General features: G+C 36.3%; 20 protein-coding genes. All 20 read left to right on the top strand.

The window, feature by feature from the left end; translation table 11 throughout:
- The first annotated feature begins 12 nt into the window (after window positions 1-12).
- Window positions 13-957, top strand: coding sequence for a copper amine oxidase N-terminal domain-containing protein (locus R9X47_RS22010; protein ID WP_432663229.1), 945 nt, complete (start codon window positions 13-15; stop codon window positions 955-957).
- Window positions 958-963: 6 nt separating this feature from the next.
- Window positions 964-5247 carry a hypothetical protein gene (locus R9X47_RS22015; RefSeq protein WP_432663230.1) on the top strand — a complete coding sequence of 1428 codons (4284 nt, stop codon included), beginning with the start codon at window positions 964-966 and terminating at the stop codon, window positions 5245-5247.
- Window positions 5248-5253: 6 nt separating this feature from the next.
- Window positions 5254-6084: a PP2C family protein-serine/threonine phosphatase gene (locus tag R9X47_RS22020; RefSeq protein ID WP_432663231.1), complete on the top strand. Its 831-nt coding sequence runs from the start codon at window positions 5254-5256 to the stop codon at window positions 6082-6084.
- 13 nt (window positions 6085-6097) lie between these two features.
- The gene (locus tag R9X47_RS22025; RefSeq protein ID WP_432663232.1) at window positions 6098-7006 is read left to right on the top strand and encodes a serine/threonine-protein kinase; all 909 of its coding nucleotides are present in this window, start codon (window positions 6098-6100) and stop codon (window positions 7004-7006) included.
- Between the two features lie 15 nt (window positions 7007-7021).
- Complete coding sequence (locus R9X47_RS22030) at window positions 7022-7333, top strand: hypothetical protein (RefSeq protein ID WP_432663233.1); 312 nt, start codon at window positions 7022-7024, stop codon at window positions 7331-7333.
- A 99-nt stretch (window positions 7334-7432) separates the two neighbouring features.
- A complete protein-coding gene (locus R9X47_RS22035) occupies window positions 7433-7960 on the top strand; it encodes an A24 family peptidase (protein ID WP_432663234.1) in 528 nt (175 codons plus the stop codon).
- A 247-nt stretch (window positions 7961-8207) separates the two neighbouring features.
- Window positions 8208-8558: an ethanolamine utilization microcompartment protein EutS gene (gene eutS / locus R9X47_RS22040; protein ID WP_432663235.1), complete on the top strand. Its 351-nt coding sequence runs from the start codon at window positions 8208-8210 to the stop codon at window positions 8556-8558.
- A 17-nt stretch (window positions 8559-8575) separates the two neighbouring features.
- A complete protein-coding gene (locus tag R9X47_RS22045; RefSeq protein WP_432663236.1) occupies window positions 8576-8998 on the top strand; it encodes a EutP/PduV family microcompartment system protein in 423 nt (140 codons plus the stop codon).
- A gap of 67 nt (window positions 8999-9065) precedes the next feature.
- Window positions 9066-9635 carry an ANTAR domain-containing response regulator gene (locus tag R9X47_RS22050; protein ID WP_432663237.1) on the top strand — a complete coding sequence of 190 codons (570 nt, stop codon included), beginning with the start codon at window positions 9066-9068 and terminating at the stop codon, window positions 9633-9635.
- Window positions 9636-9715: 80 nt separating this feature from the next.
- Window positions 9716-11131, top strand: coding sequence for a sensor histidine kinase (locus R9X47_RS22055; protein WP_432663238.1), 1416 nt, complete (start codon window positions 9716-9718; stop codon window positions 11129-11131).
- 103 nt (window positions 11132-11234) lie between these two features.
- Window positions 11235-12668, top strand: a complete 1434-nt coding sequence (gene eutA, locus R9X47_RS22060) for an ethanolamine ammonia-lyase reactivating factor EutA (RefSeq protein WP_432663239.1) — start codon at window positions 11235-11237, stop codon at window positions 12666-12668.
- Between the two features lie 19 nt (window positions 12669-12687).
- Entirely contained in the window at window positions 12688-14052 is a 1365-nt protein-coding gene (locus tag R9X47_RS22065) for an ethanolamine ammonia-lyase subunit EutB (RefSeq protein ID WP_432663240.1), read from the top strand.
- A 20-nt stretch (window positions 14053-14072) separates the two neighbouring features.
- Window positions 14073-14954: an ethanolamine ammonia-lyase subunit EutC gene (gene eutC, locus R9X47_RS22070; protein WP_432667682.1), complete on the top strand. Its 882-nt coding sequence runs from the start codon at window positions 14073-14075 to the stop codon at window positions 14952-14954.
- Window positions 14955-14971: 17 nt separating this feature from the next.
- Window positions 14972-15625: an ethanolamine utilization microcompartment protein EutL gene (eutL, locus tag R9X47_RS22075; RefSeq protein ID WP_432663241.1), complete on the top strand. Its 654-nt coding sequence runs from the start codon at window positions 14972-14974 to the stop codon at window positions 15623-15625.
- 17 nt (window positions 15626-15642) lie between these two features.
- On the top strand, window positions 15643-16296 hold the full coding sequence (locus R9X47_RS22080; protein WP_432663242.1) for a BMC domain-containing protein: 654 nt from the start codon (window positions 15643-15645) through the stop codon (window positions 16294-16296).
- Window positions 16297-17742, top strand: a complete 1446-nt coding sequence (locus R9X47_RS22085; protein WP_432663243.1) for an acetaldehyde dehydrogenase (acetylating) — start codon at window positions 16297-16299, stop codon at window positions 17740-17742. It abuts the gene before it with no gap.
- A 20-nt stretch (window positions 17743-17762) separates the two neighbouring features.
- Window positions 17763-18047, top strand: coding sequence for an ethanolamine utilization microcompartment protein EutM (gene eutM, locus R9X47_RS22090; protein ID WP_432663244.1), 285 nt, complete (start codon window positions 17763-17765; stop codon window positions 18045-18047).
- 180 nt (window positions 18048-18227) lie between these two features.
- Window positions 18228-19007 (top strand): cobalamin adenosyltransferase, encoded by a 780-nt coding sequence (locus tag R9X47_RS22095; RefSeq protein ID WP_432663245.1) that lies wholly within the window; start codon window positions 18228-18230, stop codon window positions 19005-19007.
- 12 nt (window positions 19008-19019) lie between these two features.
- Window positions 19020-19646: a phosphate propanoyltransferase gene (gene pduL, locus R9X47_RS22100; protein WP_432663246.1), complete on the top strand. Its 627-nt coding sequence runs from the start codon at window positions 19020-19022 to the stop codon at window positions 19644-19646.
- 23 nt (window positions 19647-19669) lie between these two features.
- On the top strand, window positions 19670-20491 hold the full coding sequence (gene eutJ / locus R9X47_RS22105) for an ethanolamine utilization protein EutJ (protein ID WP_432663247.1): 822 nt from the start codon (window positions 19670-19672) through the stop codon (window positions 20489-20491).
- Window positions 20492-20495 lie beyond the last annotated feature (4 nt).

Here is a 20495-nt window from a genome sequence, read left to right on the forward strand (position 1 = left end):
GGGGTTGAAGTTATGAAAAATAGACTAATAAAATTATTCAAAGTTACATTAATTATGATGTTTATATTTAATATAGCTCTTTTTTCAGTAGAGGCTGAGAATGTCGATCTTAAGGTTATGGTTAATAATAAGCTTGTTAACTTTCCAGACGCAAAACCATTCATTAATGAAGATGATAGAACTTTGGTTCCAGTAAGATTTATTGCTGAGAATTTAGGCTGTCAGGTAGAGTGGAATGGAGAAATTAGACAAGTAGGTATTGTAGGTATAGGTAAGGAAATAAAACTCAATATTGGAGAAAATAAAGCCCTTGTGGGTGGTAAAAAAATAGAATTTGACACTAAGTCAATTATTAAAGATGATAGAACCTTTGTACCACTTAGGTTTGTAAGTGAAGCACTAGGGGCAAAGGTTGAATGGAATGGAGAGTCTAGGAGTATAAAAATAAGTACCAATGAAATTAAAGGTGAAGAACTGGAAAGGCCAGATCGGGTAGAAGTAAGGAATATATTCAAGGAACTTAGGGAGACGACTATTGATGAAAACAATAAGAAGGAGTTTGTAGAGCCAGTATTTGCGATAGATACCAAAGAATCGTATATAGACTATTATCTTCTAATAGTGAAAAATATGTCTGAATATAAGGCTACAGGAGACGAATACAAAATTAGATTTATAGTTTTGGATGAAAGAGGAAACAATCACCCGATATTAAACTCATATTATGACGAAACTGATGAATGGTTTGAACAAGACATGACGATATGGAAGAGCATTAACAAGGGTAATGCATGGTGGGGGGTTAGAAAGTTTTATTTAAAAGAAAAGGATTGGGATAAAGAGCTCAAGATAGAGGAAGGTGCAAAGTTTAATCTTAAAATAATAATAAGAAATGAAACAAGAAAAATAGAAAAGGAATACTTCGTAGAGCTTGTAGCTGGAAAAGGAGGAGAATAATAGTATATGAAAAAGAAGATAACAACAGCAATGATAATAATATTCATAATGATTATTGGAGCAGTTGTATCGCAGGCTACAGGTAGTATTATAGATTATAGAAGACAGCGACCGAATGACATTTTAAAACCAAATGCAGGAATGAGAATAATAATAGACCACAAAGACGGTTCACATGACGATATATTGGAAACTGCTAGTAGTGCATACCCAGAAGGACATGCTAAAGTTGGAGATACCATAGACATACGTGATATTAGTGATATAAGTAACAACGGAACTCGACTATTAAAATGGGACTTTCAATATGTCACGCCATCGGGAAGAGAAGTGGTGAGGGAAATGAGTGCCAGTCAGTATGGACAAATTGATTCTTTAACCCTTGATGAAGCTGGAACGTATGAATTTTATTTGATGGTGATGGACGATGCAAAGACGGAAGATCCTAATTTTAAGGACTGGTGGAAAAACTGGTCGGATAATGGCATTCATAGGGCAAAGAAAGAACTAGAAAATGGAAACGAGTATTGGTGTTATTTTGTTTCGATAAGTATAGAAGTAGAAGAATTACCATCACCCCCTCCAAGTGATGAAACCCTGACAATCAACTACTATGAAGTGGGAACAACAAAAGATTTAAAATCATCCAAAACAAAATCTGTGACAATGGGTACTAATGAAATTGATTTTCCAGATGAAATTAGTTTTGAGGGCGATGATTACGAATTTGTAAATTGGGTGTTTAATTCAGAATCAAGTAAAACTGATAATCCTGCTAGTATCGATGTAGACTCATCATCGAATATATTAAATATTTATTATAAAAAAAGTACTCCACCACCCGAGGAAGGTGATGCATATTTAGATTTTAGGCTTGCCGATGAAATAGAAAAAAGAGGTGGAATAGTTCTAGGAGGAACCTATGATTCGGGTTTTAACATTGTACAAGAATACATAGAGGATTATGAAGATGATCCTCCATATTATGGTATAGAGGAATGGGAAGTTGAATTAGAAATAGAAAATAGCATAATAAGAACCTTTAGATATGTTGTAAATAATTTTGAATCGGAGAGTATGACACCACAAGAAAAAATACTTAGGGATTTAGATGAGGCTATAACCGATTGGGCAGATGGAAAACCTGTAGGAGAATATGAACTTGATGTTGATATGTTTATATATGGAGAGGGCGAATTTGCACATGATCGAGAAGAATCAGTACTTAAAATAGAAAGTGACGATGGGAACACTGGAGGAAGTGGCGAAGCTCAATTAATAATAGCATATACCGATAAAAAAACAGGGGAACCATTATGGATTTATCTAGCTGATAATGATGTAGGTCAGCACTCAGAATTAGACCATGTAGACTATGACGTAAAATTATTAAATTCAGGGCCACCAATAAGAAGACTATATGCAGAAAAAGGTGGAACACTACCTGTAAAAAAACATTATCTATCAGAGAAAATCAAAGTAGAAGGTGAATTTGGAATTGAAACGACTTGGAAACATCTAGTAGTAAGAACGGAAAATGAGACACTCATAGATAAAAGACCCGGTGTGGGAGAGTTCGTTTTTAAAACGCCAATGAATGATGGAGATTTTATCGTTTATGAAGTTCCCCTTCCAAGCTATGGAGTAGCAGGAGCATATGCATATACAGAGGATGGAGAATATTTAGGCTTTTTAGAGTATTTAGGAGAAAGTCATCGTAACAATAGAATTGACGCTCCAACTTATACAAACAATGTGGTAGATAGAATGTATAAAACCATTGAAGAGGATGGAAAAAACTATTACATAAGTGATAAAAAACCAAAAATTTTGAAGGTTGTTGAAGATACAAGTCCTTTTGGAAAACACTCACATGGTGGTGGTTCTAATACGTGGATATATGAAGAAGATACAGAGTACTCAACTTCTAGGGTGAAATATAGCACATGGGAAATAGATATAGACTTAACAAGGGACTATCCTATCTTTTATGTAGAAGTCTACTACGCAGAAGAAGAAAAAGAACTGCCTGAGGATGGAGATAAGGGAACGATAAATATCATATGTAAAGATGAAAGCGATACAACTATACAAACATCAAAAATGAGAGATCAAGACCTAGACAAAGATATTACGGTCGATGCCCCGACTGTAAGCGGTTATGAACTTGATACAAGTAAATCAAACACCTCACAGATAGTAAGGTTGTCTGATAGCGAAAAAGAGAAAACCGTAACATTCTACTATAAAAAAACTGGTACAACTCCACCCGATCCACCGGGACCAAATGGTGGAAATGGGACTATTGTATTTAATCCTAATAGTTCCTTTGACATAAGTGGAAACAGAGAAGGATGGGTAAATCAAAATATTACTGTAAATGTTTCAATATCAGGAGACAAAACAGCAGAGAGAAGCGACACAGCTTCAAGAGCCTATGAATATGAAGAAGAAGTAGTAATAGGGCAGGACGGTGATGGAAATGACATTACCGAAACTCAAACTAAATCAGATTCAGCCCCATGTACCTTTACGGAGACTTGGGAAGTTGGAACCATATCGGTTACAGGGTCAGCTACAGGGACAGTAAGTGGGATGAATGGTGGAGACGTAACAATCACTACCGAAGGCGATAATCTACAACTTTCAGGAACGTTAAATGAATGGATATCTAAACAAAAGGTATGGGGTAGTGATTCAGCTCCAAATGGAGGAAGTTGGACAGATAATGGAACTCCTTCGGGAAGTACAACACCACCTGATCTTTACACTGGTACTAGTGGAATATATAAGCTTGATAAGACGATACCAGAATCAAGCTCAAGTATATCTAGTAGAGACTGGACAAACATACCGTATTCTGTGAATATTACAGTAACAGATAATTTATCAGGATTTTGGAATATGACAAGCTATTACAATATAACCGATAGAAGTCACTATAATAGATTTCAAGCAAATCAATACTTTACAAAGGGAAGTAAAAACGAAACAAAAACATTCAATGTCAACCAAAATGGGGTATATAGTATTCATGTAGGTTTAGAAGATATAGCAAAAAATATTATGAGTACTATAACCTATGGAGAATTTAAGTTCGATAATATAAAACCCGATGTAGCTATATTTGATATAAATGGATTCACTGATGTTGTACAGAGAAATATTCCGAATGTTGGAAATGGATATCAGTATATGGCCGACTACAACAACAGAATAGGGGTAACCATTGGTGACGAGTTATCAGGCGTGATTGAATCAAGATTCTTAATAACTAAAACAACTAGTTTCCCTTCTGTATCGTCTATGAAGAATTTGAATGAAGGCACAGCAGAAGCAATCGCAGGGCCATTAACTAATAGATTTGAAGTAAATCTGAACTGTGGGTCAACTAAGGAAAGCGTAGCAGCAACAGAGTTTGATGATCTGAAGGAAGGGCTTTGGTATGTACATATTTATCAACGAGATAGAGCCGGAAACGTAACCATGACCACATCGCCGCCAATATTCATAAACAAGATAAAAAACCTAAGAGCCACGGGAGTAGCCGACTACAACTGGAAGAAGTATTTCCTAGATGAAGACAATAATCCTACTGACCTAGCAAAAACAGGAATACCAATAAGTGATATGCCAGTATATAAAACAAAGGAAGAAAAGGCTATAAAGCTGGGATACAAGGTATACTTCCAAATAGACACAATAGGCTTCGACGAAGATGATGACACACTAGAGATAAAGCCACAGTTCTGGGCAATAGATGAAAACAATAAAATAAAGGAAGTACATCTCTATGTAGAGGACGATAACTCAGGAGACTATAAGAAAATAGAGAATAGCGGATATAGACCATTGGCCTATTATATAACCCTAGATAGCAGCTACAGAAAGCAGAAAGAAAGTACAGCCCTTAATGAAAAATGGCATATATGGGAATTCGACTACTATCTACCGCCATGGACAAAGGCAGTACCGGTAGGAGAAGAACTAGACCTTATAAATGAAAACTATGAAAAGCAAAACCTCCTTATCATATTTGAAATAACCGGAAACAAAACCTATGGAGCAAAATTTTTCTATACATATATGGACGACACATGGGGGAAAATCAATGAGAATACAAGCTTTAATGGTGTTGAAAAGGAAAGAACAGAATATGGAAGAAAGAGATCGACCTATCTAGATCTGCTGTATCTAAATGATGTAAATAGGAAAAATCATGGAGAAGTATTCTGGTATAACCTATACGAGAGTGCTATAGATGACTTAAAACTATATAGGGAATGGTAAAAAAATATGAGAAAACGAGGTTTTTCTATTGGGGCCTTAAGTGAAATAGGATATGTAAAAAAGACAAATCAAGACAGAATACTTATAAAAATCGGAGAAGAAGCCCATGGAGAGTTTGGCCTTTTTGTAGTGGCTGATGGTATGGGGGGTCTTGCTGCTGGAGATAAAGCAAGTGAAATAGTCATAGGGGAGTTTAAAAACTGGTGGAACACTAGGTTATCAATAATTCTCAACAATGGCAAAAAAAACAGTATAAGCATCATTGATAAAGAGCTTGATAACCTAGTTTTCAAAATAAATGAGAAGATAATCAAATTTAGCCAAGAAATAAATTGTAGAGTTGGGACAACCCTATCTATGCTATTCATATTCAAAAATAAATTCATTATTAAGCATGTAGGTGATAGTAGAATATATAAAATAAATAAAAAAATGATTAAGCTTACTGAAGATCACTCATGGGTTGCAGAGCAGGTTAGACAAGGAATAATGAGTGAAAGGGATGCAGTAAATCATCCTAAGAGCCACGTTTTACTCCAATGTATAGGAGTAAAAGAAAGGATAGAGTTATTTCGCAGAACAGGAGAAGTCCTTGAGGAGGATGTATTCCTATTATGTAGTGATGGCTTCTATAATCTTTTATTAAAGAATGAAATATTAGATGCTGTTGAGGAATATAAAGAAAATGATGAAGATATTCAAAACAAAGTCGAAAAACTTATGGAAAAAGTGAAGACGAGGGGAGCTGTAGATAACGCTTCAGCAATACTTGTATATCAGAATTATGATGAAACAAAAATAGGGGTTTTGGAGAAATTAAAGGATTTAATAGGCTAAGGTGGAGATAAATATGAAAAAATATGAACTCTTCGATGGAAGATATCAGATACTTAAAGTTCTAGGAGAAGGAGGCATGAGCACAGTTTATCTTGCTGAAAACGTAAATCTTGGAACTCTATGGGCCATTAAGGAAATTAATAAAGTATCGAATTCAAGGGTAGATCTATTGGTTGAGCCAAATATATTGAAAAAACTAAAACATCCTGCCTTGCCAAGGATATTTGATATTATTGAAGACGACAGAAGCATTTATATTATTGAGGATTACATAGAAGGTATTCCCTTAGATAAAAAATTATTAAGATGCGGTAAGGTCCAAGAACAGACGGTTATTATGTGGGCAAGACAAATATGTGATGTTTTTCTCTATCTTCATAACTTAAGGCCAAACCCAATAATTTATAGAGATATGAAGCCTTCAAATATTATCTTAACAAAGGATGAAAAGATTAAACTCATAGATTTCGGAATTGCAAGAGAATATAAATCCGAGGCAGAAAATGATACTGCCTATATTGGTACAAGAGGATATGCAGCACCTGAACAATATGGGACAGCGCAAACCGATGAAAGAACCGATATATACAGTTTAGGAGTAACGCTATACCATCTACTAACTGGAAAAAGTCCAAAGGAAGCTCCCTATGAAATAAGACCTATTAGGGAATTGGATGAAAGCTTATCAATAGGTATGGAATACATAATAGAAAAGTGTACAAAGACTAATCCTAATCAGAGATATCAGTCGGTAGAGGAACTAGTTAGAGACTTAGAAAATGTAGATGCAATTAGTCAAGAACATGGAAAAAAAGGTATAAGTATCAAGTTTAAAATAGCAATAATGATATTTCTACTTTCCACTTTTTCATACATAACCTATAGGGGTTTTATTGAGACTATAAGTTTTTTCAATAAATAGATATAGGGGGAGACTATGCTTTTAAAAGGAATTTTAATGATTTTTATTGGCTTGACTGGAATTTTTGGTACCATAATGTGGTTTGTTAAATCTATTAGAAAACCAGATAGAACCAATATAAAGTCATCCTATAAAGGAAAAACAGCAATGTCATACACTAATAGAAGAACCGGTTCTGATATTAATGAACAGATTACATTGGATAATAATAGTAATTTTTTAGAATTTAATTTTAGCAATGAAGAATCAACAGTATTGTTAGACGAATTTGAGCAAAGGAGCGTAATCGAAGAAACAGTATTATTAGAGGATGATGAAGAATATTAGGAGGCAGTAGAAGCCTATACCTCAGGCTGTTGATAAACCTGAATTTCTTCGTTGTTGCTTCAATCAAGAATGTAAGGCATATTAGATTCATATAAAGAGGTGATTTCAATTATATTAAAATATGTTGAACTAGCGTTACTACTTATATTAGCTTTAATAAGTGATATAAAAACATACAAGATAAAAAACAATATAGTATATCCCTTTATTCTAATTGGACTTATAACAAATATGTATTTAGAGGGTCTAGATGGATTGGTATTTGCAATTAAAGGTATGATAATTCCTATTGTAATACTAATAATCTTCTTTGCTTTAAGAATGTTAGGAGCGGGAGATATAAAGCTTTTTAGTGCAATTGGAGCCATAATGGGAATAGACTTTGCCTTAAAGGCAATTATATATTCTTTCCTTGCAGGAGGGGCTATTGCTCTATTATTGATTATCCTAAGAAGAAATGGTGTAGAGAGACTTAAGCATTTATTTATTTATCTAAAAAACTGCCTTATTACCTTTTCTCTTTTACCATATACAGACTTTAATGATAAAAGTGATGGTGGAAAATTTAGGTTTGCCTTTGCTATAGTTTGTGGAGTTGGAATTAATTTGTTTCTTCACATCACGTAAGCTCTTCCTCCTTTATTCTTAATTTGAAGGAAATATACCAACTGTAAACTGTGTGAAAATTCAAAATAATATATTGCATTATCAAAATAAGTATGTTAAAATTAAATAAAATATGGGATTTGCACAACGGAGTGCGATATTAAAAGCAATGAAGCTTGCAGGGAAACGGTTTTATTTTCCTTGACAAGCTTTTTTTGGTTAAATTCACATTTTAAAATCGAATTGAACACTCTGAAAGGTTGATGTTATGGGGAAAGATGAAAAACAAAGAGTTATACAGGAATATGTGCCGGGAAAACAGGTTACTCTGGCCCATTTAATAGCAAATCCTCAAAGAAGCGTATATAAGAAACTTGGGATATCTGATGAATACAATGAAGCTATAGGTATTTTAACAATCACCCCTAGTGAGGCTGCAATAATAGCAGCGGATGTTGCTACAAAAGCAGCTGGAGTAGAGATAGGATTTTTAGATAGATTTAGCGGTTCTCTTGTTGTAGTGGGGGATGTGTCCAGTGTAGAAGCTGCCTTAAGGGAAGTATTAAATCTATTGAAAAATGTCTTGGCCTTTACTCCTACGAAGCTGACAAAGTCTTAGTCTTGGGAGTGGTAAAAATGAAAAAAATAATTCTAATAGGCCGAACAGGGAGTGGAAAGACAACCTTAACACAGGCTTTGAATAACTACTCTATAGAATATAAAAAAACTCAAGCAATAGAATATTATAGGAGCATTTTAGATACACCGGGAGAATATATTGAGAACAAGAGATTTTATAATGCTCTGATAACTTCTTCTTTTGACTGTGATGTTATTGGCCTAGTTCAAGACTGTAATGATGAGGCTTGTATTTTTCCTCCAAGCTTTGCATCGGTCTTTAATAAGCTGGTGATAGGGGTAGTGACTAAGATAGATTGTGAGGAAGGAAATATCAGATATGCTCAGGAGTGCTTGTACAATGCTGGTGCAAGTAAGATATTTAAAGTCAGCTCACTTGAAGGAAGTGGACTGGAGGATATAAAAATGTTTTTGTCATAAAACTGTGGTTATTAACATATTAAAAATAAACATTGAAAATATTCCTTTGACCTGGGGAGGGGAAAGAATGAAAAAAAGAATAGTAATAGCCGACGATGAGCCTATTACTAGAATGGACTTTTCTGAGTTATTAAAGGAGGCTGGCTACGATGTTGTAGGAGAAGCTTCCGATGGATTTGATGCAGTAGAGCTTTGTCGTAAACAAAAACCAGATCTAGTTCTCATGGACGTCAAAATGCCTTTGCTTGATGGCTTAAAGGCATCAAAAATCATAGGACAAGAAAACCTAGCCGGTAGTGTAGTTTTGATAACGGCCTATAGTGGAAAGGAATTCATAGACCAAGCAAAGGAAGCTGGGGTTATGGGGTACATTGTTAAACCCGTTGATGAAAAATCACTACTACCTACAATAGAGGTAGCAATATCTAAGGGGTACGAGTTTAGAAAGATAAAGGAAAAGGTTGCCCAGACACAGGATCAATTAAAGACGAGAAAGGCTGTTGAAAAAGCGAAGGGTATCTTGATGAGCAAATATGGTTTGACAGAGGAAAAAGCATACAACAAAATTAGAAAGTTAAGTATGGATAAACGCTGTGCTATGAAGGATATAGCCAATGCAATTATAATTAATGAATAATCTTAAATCATTTCACAGGGTTGAACTTGATTAAAAACGATGAGGTTGTACCAAAAAAACTTTATACGGGAGTAAATTTTATGATATATAAACTGTGTAAAATCCATACTTATTTATCCGACGAAGAGATTAGCAAGCTCGAAAAAATAGCTCAAAATCTACCTTTAATCGCTGATTTATTAGAAGCTGATATATTTATAGACTGTATGTCTAAGGATCCTAATACAGCTATAGTAGTTGCAGAGGCTAAACCATCAAACTGTCCTTCGATGTATCAACACTCTGTTGTTGGCGAGTTTGCACTTAGGAAGAATGAACCAGCTGTTCTAAGAACCTTGGAAATAGGAATGGCGACCAGGGATTTAAGAGCCATTACACAAGAAAATAAGTCGGTAAAGCAAAATGTAGTTCCGATTAAAAATAATTCAGGTGATGTGATAGGTACATTAATAGCTGAGATTGATATAACAAAAAGTGTTAATGAGAAAAAGAATATGGAGCTTTTAACTGAGACTACAGAACAGCTTACGGAAGCACTTCTTACATTTATTGATAATGGAAATCCCATACATTATCATATAACCGATGGAATTATCATATTTAATAGTCATGGGATATCTACATATGCAAACCCAGTTGCAGAAAACTTATATAAGAAGCTGGGATATATAGACAATGTAATTGGTATAAACTTTAATAATTTAGTTTTAGATGGAAAGAGCTTTAGCGAAATAAAAGCTAAAGGTTTTACGAGTAGTTCAGAGGTAGACATAGGGGAACTGACACTGCAAGTGAAGTATGCCGTTATGAAGCAGCGAAATATAGACGTAGTAGGGATGATTATGGTCATAAGAGATATTTCAGACGTAAAAGCTAAAGAAAAGGAATTAATATTGAAGTCAGTAGCCATAAGGGAGATTCACCATAGGGTGAAGAATAATCTTCAAACAATAGCTAGTTTACTTAGACTTCAATCTAGACGTATAGATAATGCGTCGGTGAAGGTAGCATTTAATGAAAGTATAAGTAGGATATTGAGTATAGCCGTAACCCATGAAATACTAGCTCAGAAGGGTCTAGATGATGTAGATATAAAAACAATTCTTTCAAGGATCAAAAATAGTGTTATAGACTATAGTATGCTGAAAAATAAAAATATTAAGATTGAAATAAGTGGCGACAGCTTAAAGATTGATTCAGATAAGGCCACTTCAATAGCACTTGTAGTAAATGAACTTATACAAAATTCAGTTCAATATGCCTTTGTAGGTAGGGAAAGTGGGTTAATCGAAATAAATATTCAAAGAGGAAGCATGTACTCAAATATTTCTATCATTGATGATGGGGTAGGCTTTGATATGGAGTCAGCCAGACCAGGAAGTTTAGGCTTTACTATTGTAAAAAGTATCGTAAAAGATAAATTACAAGGGCAAATAAATATCCATTCAAGTTCAAAAGGAACAAAGATAATGTTTGATTTTAAAAATAAAAAATAGATATAAACACAACGAAGTGTTTAAAAGGCAAAGAGGCCAAGAAGATATTTTATGTAAATATCTCTTTGGCCTCTTTTCTTTTTGCTTAAAAGGAGAGATTAAAATGAGGGAGCACATTTTGAGTGTTGGAATAGACATAGGTACCTCAACTACTCAACTGGTTTTCAGCCGGATAACAGTTGAAAATACTGCATCTATAGCCTCGGTACCCAGAATAAAGATCGTTGACAAAGAGGTTACCTATAGAAGTGATATATACTTTACTCCACTTATTTCTTTGACATCAATAGATGGAAAAAGGGTTAGGAGCATTATAGAAGATGAATATGAAAGGGCAGATATTAGGCCAGAGGATGTAGACACGGGAGCAGTTATCATTACGGGAGAAACAGCAAGGAAAGAGAATGCAAGGGAAGTTTTAAATACACTAAGTGGATTAGCTGGAGATTTTGTAGTAGCCACGGCAGGGCCTGATTTGGAAGGAATCATTGCAGGCAAGGGCGCAAATGCTGAAAAGATCTCAAAAGAAAAGAGTTGTACCGTTGTAAACCTAGATATAGGTGGAGGAACAACAAATATAGCGGTATTCAAGAATGGAGAGGTAATAGATACAGCCTGCCTTGACATAGGAGGAAGGCTTATCAAATTGAATCAGGATACCTTAGAGGTGACCTATATATCGCCAAAGCTAAAGAAATTAGGAGAATGTATAAATCTAAAAATCTCTGAAGGCAAAAGACTGACCTTAGATGCTTTAAATAAGCTAACAGCTAGAATGGCAGAAATTCTCGAAGAAATTCTAGGGGTTAAGCCTAAATCCCCGGAGCTTGATTTGATGCTTACAGGCCATGACCTGAGACGGGATTACGACATAAACTATGTATCCTTTTCTGGAGGCGTTGCTGATTTTATATATGGTGAAGAGCAGTCTGGTTTATTTGAATATGGAGACATTGGAATCATACTAGGGCAAAGAATAAAGGATTCAAAAATAACCAGAGAAAAGGAAATCGTAGAATCAGCTGAAACCATTAGAGCCACAGTAGTTGGAGCAGGTACACATACAACGGATATTAGTGGTAGTACTATAACCTTTGATGAAGAGGTTTTACCACTTAAAAACATCCCCATACTTAAGCTTACTAAGGAGGATGAAAGGCAGTCTCTAAGCAAGTTATCTAGCACAATTTCAAATAAATTAAAGTGGTTTAGATTAGAAGATGATAAACAGCAGGTAGCCTTAGCTATTAAGGGGGTGAAGAACGCCAGTTTTGAAACAATACAGGAATTATCCAATTGCATAATAAGGGGAATGAAGGAAATCCTTGAGCTTAATCTACCGCTAGTTATCATCGTCGAGCATGATATTGCTAAGGCCCTCGGGCAAAGCCTAAAGGCAGGGCTAAATTACAAGAAGAATGTAGTATGTATAGACTCTGTAATGGTTGAAAATGGGGACTATGTGGATATTGGTAATTCAATAGCCAATGGAAAGGTGGTTCCTGTAATAGTAAAGACTTTATTATTCAGTTATTAGTATAGAAAGGGGAGAGAAAATGAGACTTAAAACTAAGCTTTTTGGAGCAGTTTATCAGTTCAAGGATGTAAAAGAAGTTTTAGCAAAGGCAAATGAAGAAAAATCTGGAGACAAATTAGCAGGTATAGCAGCTGAATCAGTAACTGAAATGATCGCTGCTAAAGAGGTTCTAAGTAATCTTACATTAGGAGATTTAAGAAACAATCCAGTAGTACCCTATGACGTGGATGAAGTAACTAGAATTATTCAAGATAGTGTAAATGAAAGGATTTATGGTGAAATAAAGAACTGGACTGTTTCAGAGTTAAGAGAATGGATACTAGACAACGAGACTACAGGAGCTGATATCAGAAGGGTTAGTAGAGGTTTAACCAGTGAGATGGTTGCTGCTGTGGCTAAGATAATGTCAAACCTAGATTTAATCTATGGAGCTAGCAAAATACGCGTTACGGCCCATTGCAATACTACTATTGGTCTACCAGGGACTTTATCCGTAAGACTACAGCCAAACCATACAACCGATGACCTAGATGGAATAATGGTTTCTCTAATGGAAGGTTTAAGCTATGGTGCAGGTGATGCCGTTGTAGGTCTTAACCCAGTAAATGATACCGTTGATAACGTAGCTAATGTTTTAAAAATGTTTGAGGAGTTTAAAAGAAAGTGGGAAATACCTACACAAAACTGTGTTTTAGCCCATGTGACAACTCAAATGGATGCCATAAAGCAAGGTGCACCGTCGGATATGATATTCCAGAGTATTGCTGGAACTGAGAAGGGGAATGAAGCCTTTGGTGTTACAGGAAAGCTATTAGAAGAAGCTAGAGAATTAGTGCTTAAGGAAGGTACATCAACAGGTCCAAACGTAATGTATTTTGAAACAGGTCAGGGCTCGGAATTATCATCAGAAGCCCATCATGGAGTAGACCAATTGACCCTCGAGGCTAGATGCTATGGCTTTGCGAAGAAGTTTAAGCCATTCCTAGTAAATACCGTTGTTGGATTCATAGGGCCAGAATACCTCTATGATAGCAAGCAGGTTATTAGAGCGGGCTTAGAAGATCACTTTATGGGTAAGCTTACAGGTATTCCTATGGGATGTGATGCTTGTTATACAAACCATATGAAGGCTGATCAAAACGATGTTGAGAACCTAGCAGTACTATTGACTACCGCTGGCTGTAACTACTTTATGGGTATTCCGGCTGGTGATGATATAATGCTCAATTACCAATGTACAGGATACCATGAAGCACCATCATTAAGACAATTGACAAATCTGAAACCAATCAAAGAGTTTGAGGACTGGTTGGAGAAGATGGGAATTTATGAAAATGGCAGATTAAGTAAAAGAGCTGGAGATGCATCAATATTTATGAAATAGATTAAGGGGGGAAGAATGTGATTTCTGAAAAAGACATTAAGAGTATTATCGAGCAAGTGTTAAGTGAAATGAGTTCAAAGGGTGATAACAAAGCAAATGACTCTTGTAGTGTTGAATGTAGCGATGTTGATTGTATACACGAAGATATACCTGATATTACTGCGATTGAAATTAAAGAACAGTTATTAGTTCCAGAACCTGAAAATCGGGATAGATATTTGGCATTAAAGGAAACTACACCGGCTAGAGTAGGGATATGGAGAGCTGGACCAAGATATAAGACAGAGACCCTATTGAGATTTAGGGCTGACCATGCAGTTGCACAGGATGCAGTATTTAATTATGTTTCAGAAGATGTTCTAGAAGAAATGGATTTGTTTGAAGTTAGTACAATGTGTAGAGATAAGGATGAGTACTTAACAAGACCAGATCTCGGAAGAAGATTTGATGAAGAAGCTCAAAAACTAATTAAAGAAAAGTGTCAGAAGAATCCTAAGGTGCAGATATATTTATCTGACGGATTAAGCTCAACGGCTATTGATGCAAATGCAAAGGATGCTTATTCGTCTATTATTCAGGGGCTAAAGGGCTATGGGATAAGTGTTGGAACACCTTTCTTTGTAAAGCATGGTAGAGTTCCTGCAATGGATGCTATTTCTGAAATGTTGGATGCTGAGGTAACGGTAGTTCTTATTGGAGAAAGACCAGGACTTGCAACTGGAGAAAGTATGAGCTGCTACATGGCTTATAATGCAAAGGTTGGAATGCCAGAGTCCAATAGAACAGTGGTATCAAATATACACAGTGGAGGAACTCCAGCAGTAGAAGCAGGGGCTCATATTGCAGATGTTATAAAGAAGATACTTGAGCAGAAGGCAAGCGGACTAGATCTTAAATTATAAAAATGGAGGGAAGTTAAATGAAAAATGATCCATTACGTACAACTGTATTGAGTGTAAAGCTTATACCAAATATAGATCGTGATATGGCTAAAAAGCTAGAGTTACCAGAAGGCCATAGAAGTGTAGGAATGATAACAACTGATTGTGATGATGTTGGATATACAGCTATAGATGAGGCTACAAAAAAGGCAGATGTTAAGGTTGCCTATGCAAAGTCATTTTATGGTGGAGCAGCCAATGCCAACACTAAGCTGGCAGGTGAGTTCATAGGAATATTGTCAGGACCAAACCCAGCAGAAGTAAGAAGTGGAGTAAATGCGGCTATAGACTTTATAGAGAACGATGCATGCTTTTATAGTGCAAATGATGATGACTCTATAGCATATTATGCTCATTGTATCTCAAGAACGGGAACCTTCTTGTCTGACTTAGCAGGAATTCCAGAGGGTAGAGCAATAGCCTATCTTATTGCACCTCCAATTGAATCTATGTACGCCTTAGATGCTGCCTTAAAGGCTGCTGATGTAGAAATGGCTGAATTCTTTGGACCGCCTTCAGAAACAAACTTTGGTGGAGGATTATTAACGGGAAGTCAGTCAGCATGCAAGGCTGCTTGTGATGCATTTGCAGAGGCTGTGAAATTCGTCGCAGATAATCCAACTAAGTATTAAGATGTGTTGGTGAGAATATGAATGGAAAAGCCTTGGGCTTATTAGAAACCTATGGATATATTGGAGCAATCGAAGCGGCGGATGCATGTTTAAAGGCGGCTAATGTAGAACTGATTGGGCTTGAGCTTGTAAGAGGCGGACTTGTTACCTTAAAAATCGGTGGAAATGTCAGTGCAGTAAAGGCATCTATAGATGCAGGTGCAACAGCAGCAGACAGGGTAGGGACGGTTGTCTCCATAGATGTTATAGCCCGAATGGGAGAAGGTTTAGAAAAAATCGTCTTTAATCCAAAGAAGAATGAGGAAATAGAGCAAGATGTTAAAAAGGAAATAGTTGAAGCTAAGACAGATGATAGGCAAGAAGAAAAGGATGATTTTCTTGAGAGCAAAGACCTTAATAGGAGAGATGAAACTCATTCTTTCGAAGGTAGAGAGATAGATACAAGTGATTTAGAAAAAAGTAAGGTTAAGGCTAAAGATATTATCAAATATAATGGCAAATTAATTAGAATTAGTGATCCAAATGAACTAATTAATATTAAGGTAGTTGACCTTAGAAGAATAGCTAGAGGTATAGATGGAATTTCAATAGAGAAGGGCTTGATAAAGTTTGCTAAGAAAAATGAACTAATAGAGGCATTAACTAGCTATTTTAATAGGGAGGTGGAATAAATGGAGATAAAAGATAAAGATCTGCAATCTATACAGGAAGTAAGATGTTTAGTTAAGGCAGCTAAGAAGGCTCAGAAGGAGTTTGCTAAATTCAGTACTGGTCTAATAGATGAGATTGTAAAGCAACTGTCTATAGCGGCCTTAGCGGAATCTGAAAGTTTAGCAAAGATGGCGGTAGAAGAAACGGGCTTTGGAATATGGCAGGATAAGCTGACAAAGAACGTTATTGCCAGTGAAAAGCTATATGAGCATATCAAGGATATGAAGACCATTGGAATAATCAATGAGGATAAAGAAAAGAAAATAGTTGAGATTGGAACACCTGTAGGAGTAATTGGGGCATTAATACCATCAACCAATCCTACATCAACAGCTATATATAAAGCTATCATTGCATTAAAGTCAGGAAATGCTATTGTATTTAGTCCACATCCAAGTGCACTAAAATGTATTTTGAAAACAACCGAGGTGCTTAGCAAGACAGCAACTAGAATGGGTGCGCCTAAGGGGTTAATAAGCTGTATATCAATACCAACCCTAGAGGGAACAAATGAATTAATGAAGCATGACGATGTCTCTCTGATATTGGCAACTGGGGGAACAGGAATGGTCAAAGCAGCATACAGTTCAGGAACTCCAGCATTAGGTGTTGGGCCCGGAAATGTTCCAGCATTCATCGAGAGAAGTTCAGATGTTAAAAGGGCTGTAAGTAAGATTTTAGCAAGTAAAACCTTTGACAATGGAACTGTGTGTGCGTCTGAACAGGCTATCGTTACAGAGGCATGTATAGTGGACTATGTTAAGAGTGAACTTAGAAATCAGGGAGGATACTTCATAACAGGTGAAGATGTAGATAAGGTTGTTAGGATAATGGAGAGAGCAGATGGAGGTATGAATCCTAAGATAGTTGGAAAATCTGCTCAGGACATTGCAGTTATGGCAGGGATAAATATTCCTGAGGGTACTAGGGTTCTAATTTGTGAGGAAAAGGGTGTTGGTAAAAACTATCCATTTTCTAAGGAAAAACTAACTCAATTACTCGCATTCTACACTGTAGAGGATTGGGTAGAAGCCTGTGAACTCTGCTATGCACTCCTAGAAAATGGAGGAATAGGCCATACGATGGTTATACATTCAAACAATGAAGAGGTTATAAGGGAATTTGCTCTAAAGAAGCCTGTATCAAGACTTTTAGTAAATACCCCTTCTACCCATGGAGCCATAGGGCTTAGTACTGGATTGGCACCGGCATTAACCCTTGGTTGCGGAGCCGTTGGAGGAAGTGCCACATCCGACAATGTTGGACCAGAACATTTAATTAATATTAGAAGGATGGCTTATGAGGTAGATGATTTAGGCATAAAGCCAAAGGAAAATGAAATTGTAGAGAAACTTGATATAGAAGCAATCTGTAGGTTAGTTATGGCAGAGTTAAAAAAATATTAGAAAATAGGGAGGATATATAAATGGCTAATATGAATGCACTTGGAATGATTGAAACTAAGGGATTAGTAGGTTCTATCGAGGCAGCAGATGCAATGGTAAAGGCTGCAAATGTAACCCTTATCGGAAAGGTTCATGTAGGTGGAGGTCTAGTTACAGTAATGGTTAGAGGAGACGTAGGAGCAGTTAAGGCAGCTACAGATGCCGGAGCAGCAGCTGCCGACAGAGTTGGAGAATTAGTTTCTGTTCATGTAATCCCAAGACCACATAGCGAAGTCGAATTAGTACTTCCGAAGATAGAGTTATAGGTATAGTTCAAGGTGTTAAGTTCAAAGTTCTAGGGTGATGGTCATTCTATGAAGACTGTATTTACTATAAGTGTGCGTTCAGTTTTTTTCATTAAGAGAATGCCAAAAACCTTAGAGCTTACCACTTAGAACTTAGAACCACAAATGCCAAGATAAAGGCATTTGAAAAGGAGTGAGCTGATGAAGGTTTTAACGGAAGCAACCCTTCGGTCAGAACTTAAAAATAAATCGCCTAAGAAGTATATTGTAAATACTAAAGTACTGGTTACTCCTTCGGCTAGACAATTTTTAAGGGATAAGAATATTGAACTGGTAATTGAAGAAAAGAAGGTTAAAGAGGACGAGAAAAAAGATTGCAGCCAAAATGGAAATAAATATAAAGAATTAGAAACTTCAAATGAAAAAATAGCACCTAAGTATACTTCATATTACTTAGGAGGAGCATTGGAAAATAAGCCGGAGCATATGACTCAAATCCATGGAAATAAACTGGTGTTTAAGGATGATCCCAGAATGATTTTCAGAGGAAAGCTTGATAGTCTTCAATCTAAGATTATGGAGCTTCAGCTGCTCACGGATTCTAAAAAGATTACGAGTCTAGTAGAAGAACTTGATAAGGCTTTAATCTACACGAGGGAGATTTTAAAGGCTGAAGTGTTAGAAGAAGAGTTAAATCTAGGAACGTTAATTGGATTGAGGGAAGATCAGCTAAGGGAAATGTCCCATCATCCAAAAAAACACTTTGGAATAGATCATATACTACCCAATTATCAAATGGGGGAGATACTAATAGGTCTTAACTCCTTAAGGAGCAGCGTAAGGGAAGTGGAACTTACGGCAATAAAGGCCTTTAGAAGGGATTTTGAAATTAGTAGAATTGACATAATAAAGGCCTTAAATAGACTAAGCAGCTGCATCTATATAATGATGTGCAAGTATAAAGCAGGTTTATATAAGTAGTGGGGTGGTATTGTGAATGAGGCATTGATAAAGGAAATCGTAAGAAAAGTAATGGATACCATTGGTGAGAACAATACAATACCAGTTGAAGCATCGGCAAGGCATGTTCACCTAAGTGAGGATCATATAGAAAAACTGTTTGGCAAGGAGTATGAAATGTCAAAGAAGAAGGAACTATCACAGCCTGGGCAGTTTCAGTATGAAGAGAGGGTAACTCTGATAGGACCAAGGGGAGTATTAAAGGGAGTAGCTATATTAGGCCCAGCCAGAAATAGAACTCAGGTTGAGATCTCTAAAACCGATGCAAGAACCCTTGGGATTGATGCACCAGTAAGGGAATCAGGAAGATTAGATGGAAGTGGAAAAATATATATTGCTACAGATAGGGCAGTGGTAGAAGCTAAGGAATCGGTAATTATTGCAAAGAGACATATTCATATGACTCCTGAAGATGCCAAAAGATTTGGTGTTGATGACAAGCAATTGGTAAGTGTAAGGGTTAAGGGTGACAGATCCATAGTTTTTGAAGACGTCGTTGTAAGGGTGAATAGCAAATATAAGCTAAGTATGCATATAGACTTCGATGAGGCAAATGCATCGGGATATAAAGACGGGGGAGTAGGGGAAATCATCATTTAAGAGAATAAAGGAGATTTTGCACTATGGACTTTACAAGGGCAAATAGGCTTATATCAAAGGTTGAAAATGGCTTAAAGAAAACCGGAGAATTCAAAAGGACTGAAGATTTACTTGTTGGAGTTGATCTGGGAACTGCATATATAGTTTTAGTTGTGTTAGATAAAGATTTGAATCCAATTGCCACTGAGATGCAGTTTGCCCAAGTCCTTAAGGATGGATTAGTAGTTGACTATATAGGAGCATCAAGAATTGTTAGGGAGCTTAAGGCTAAGCTTGAGGAAAGACTGGGAGTGGAGTTGCTAAAGGCTGCTATAGCCGTACCTCCGGGAACCGGAGAAAGAGATAGCAAAACCCATAGATATGTAGTTGAAGGGTCTGGGATGGAAGTCATAGCAATTTTAGATGAACCAACCGCAGCAAATGCTGTTCTAGAAATAGAAAATGGAGTAATCGTTGATATAGGTGGAGGCACTACGGGACTTTCCATACTTAAGGAAGGTAATGTAATATATACAGCCGACGAAGCCACCGGCGGAACACACTTATCTTTAGTTATTGCAGGGAATTATAGAATCGATTTTGAAGAGGCTGAGAAAATCAAGAAAGATAAAAAGAGACAAAGAGAGATCATAACAATTGTCAGACCGGTGATTCAAAAAATGGCTACAATAGTAAAGAATCATATTGAAGGATATGAGGTTGAGGATATTTACTTAGTTGGGGGAACATGCTGTTTGGAAGGAATAGAAGATGTTTTTGAAAATGAAACTGGAATAAAGACCAGGAAGCCTAGTAATCCATTTTTGGTTACTCCCCTAGGAATAGCCATGAATTGCAAGGTGTAAGGAA

This window comes from Wukongibacter baidiensis, from assembly GCF_050888315.1.
GTDB classification, from domain to species: Bacteria; Bacillota; Clostridia; order Peptostreptococcales; family Caminicellaceae; genus Wukongibacter; species Wukongibacter baidiensis.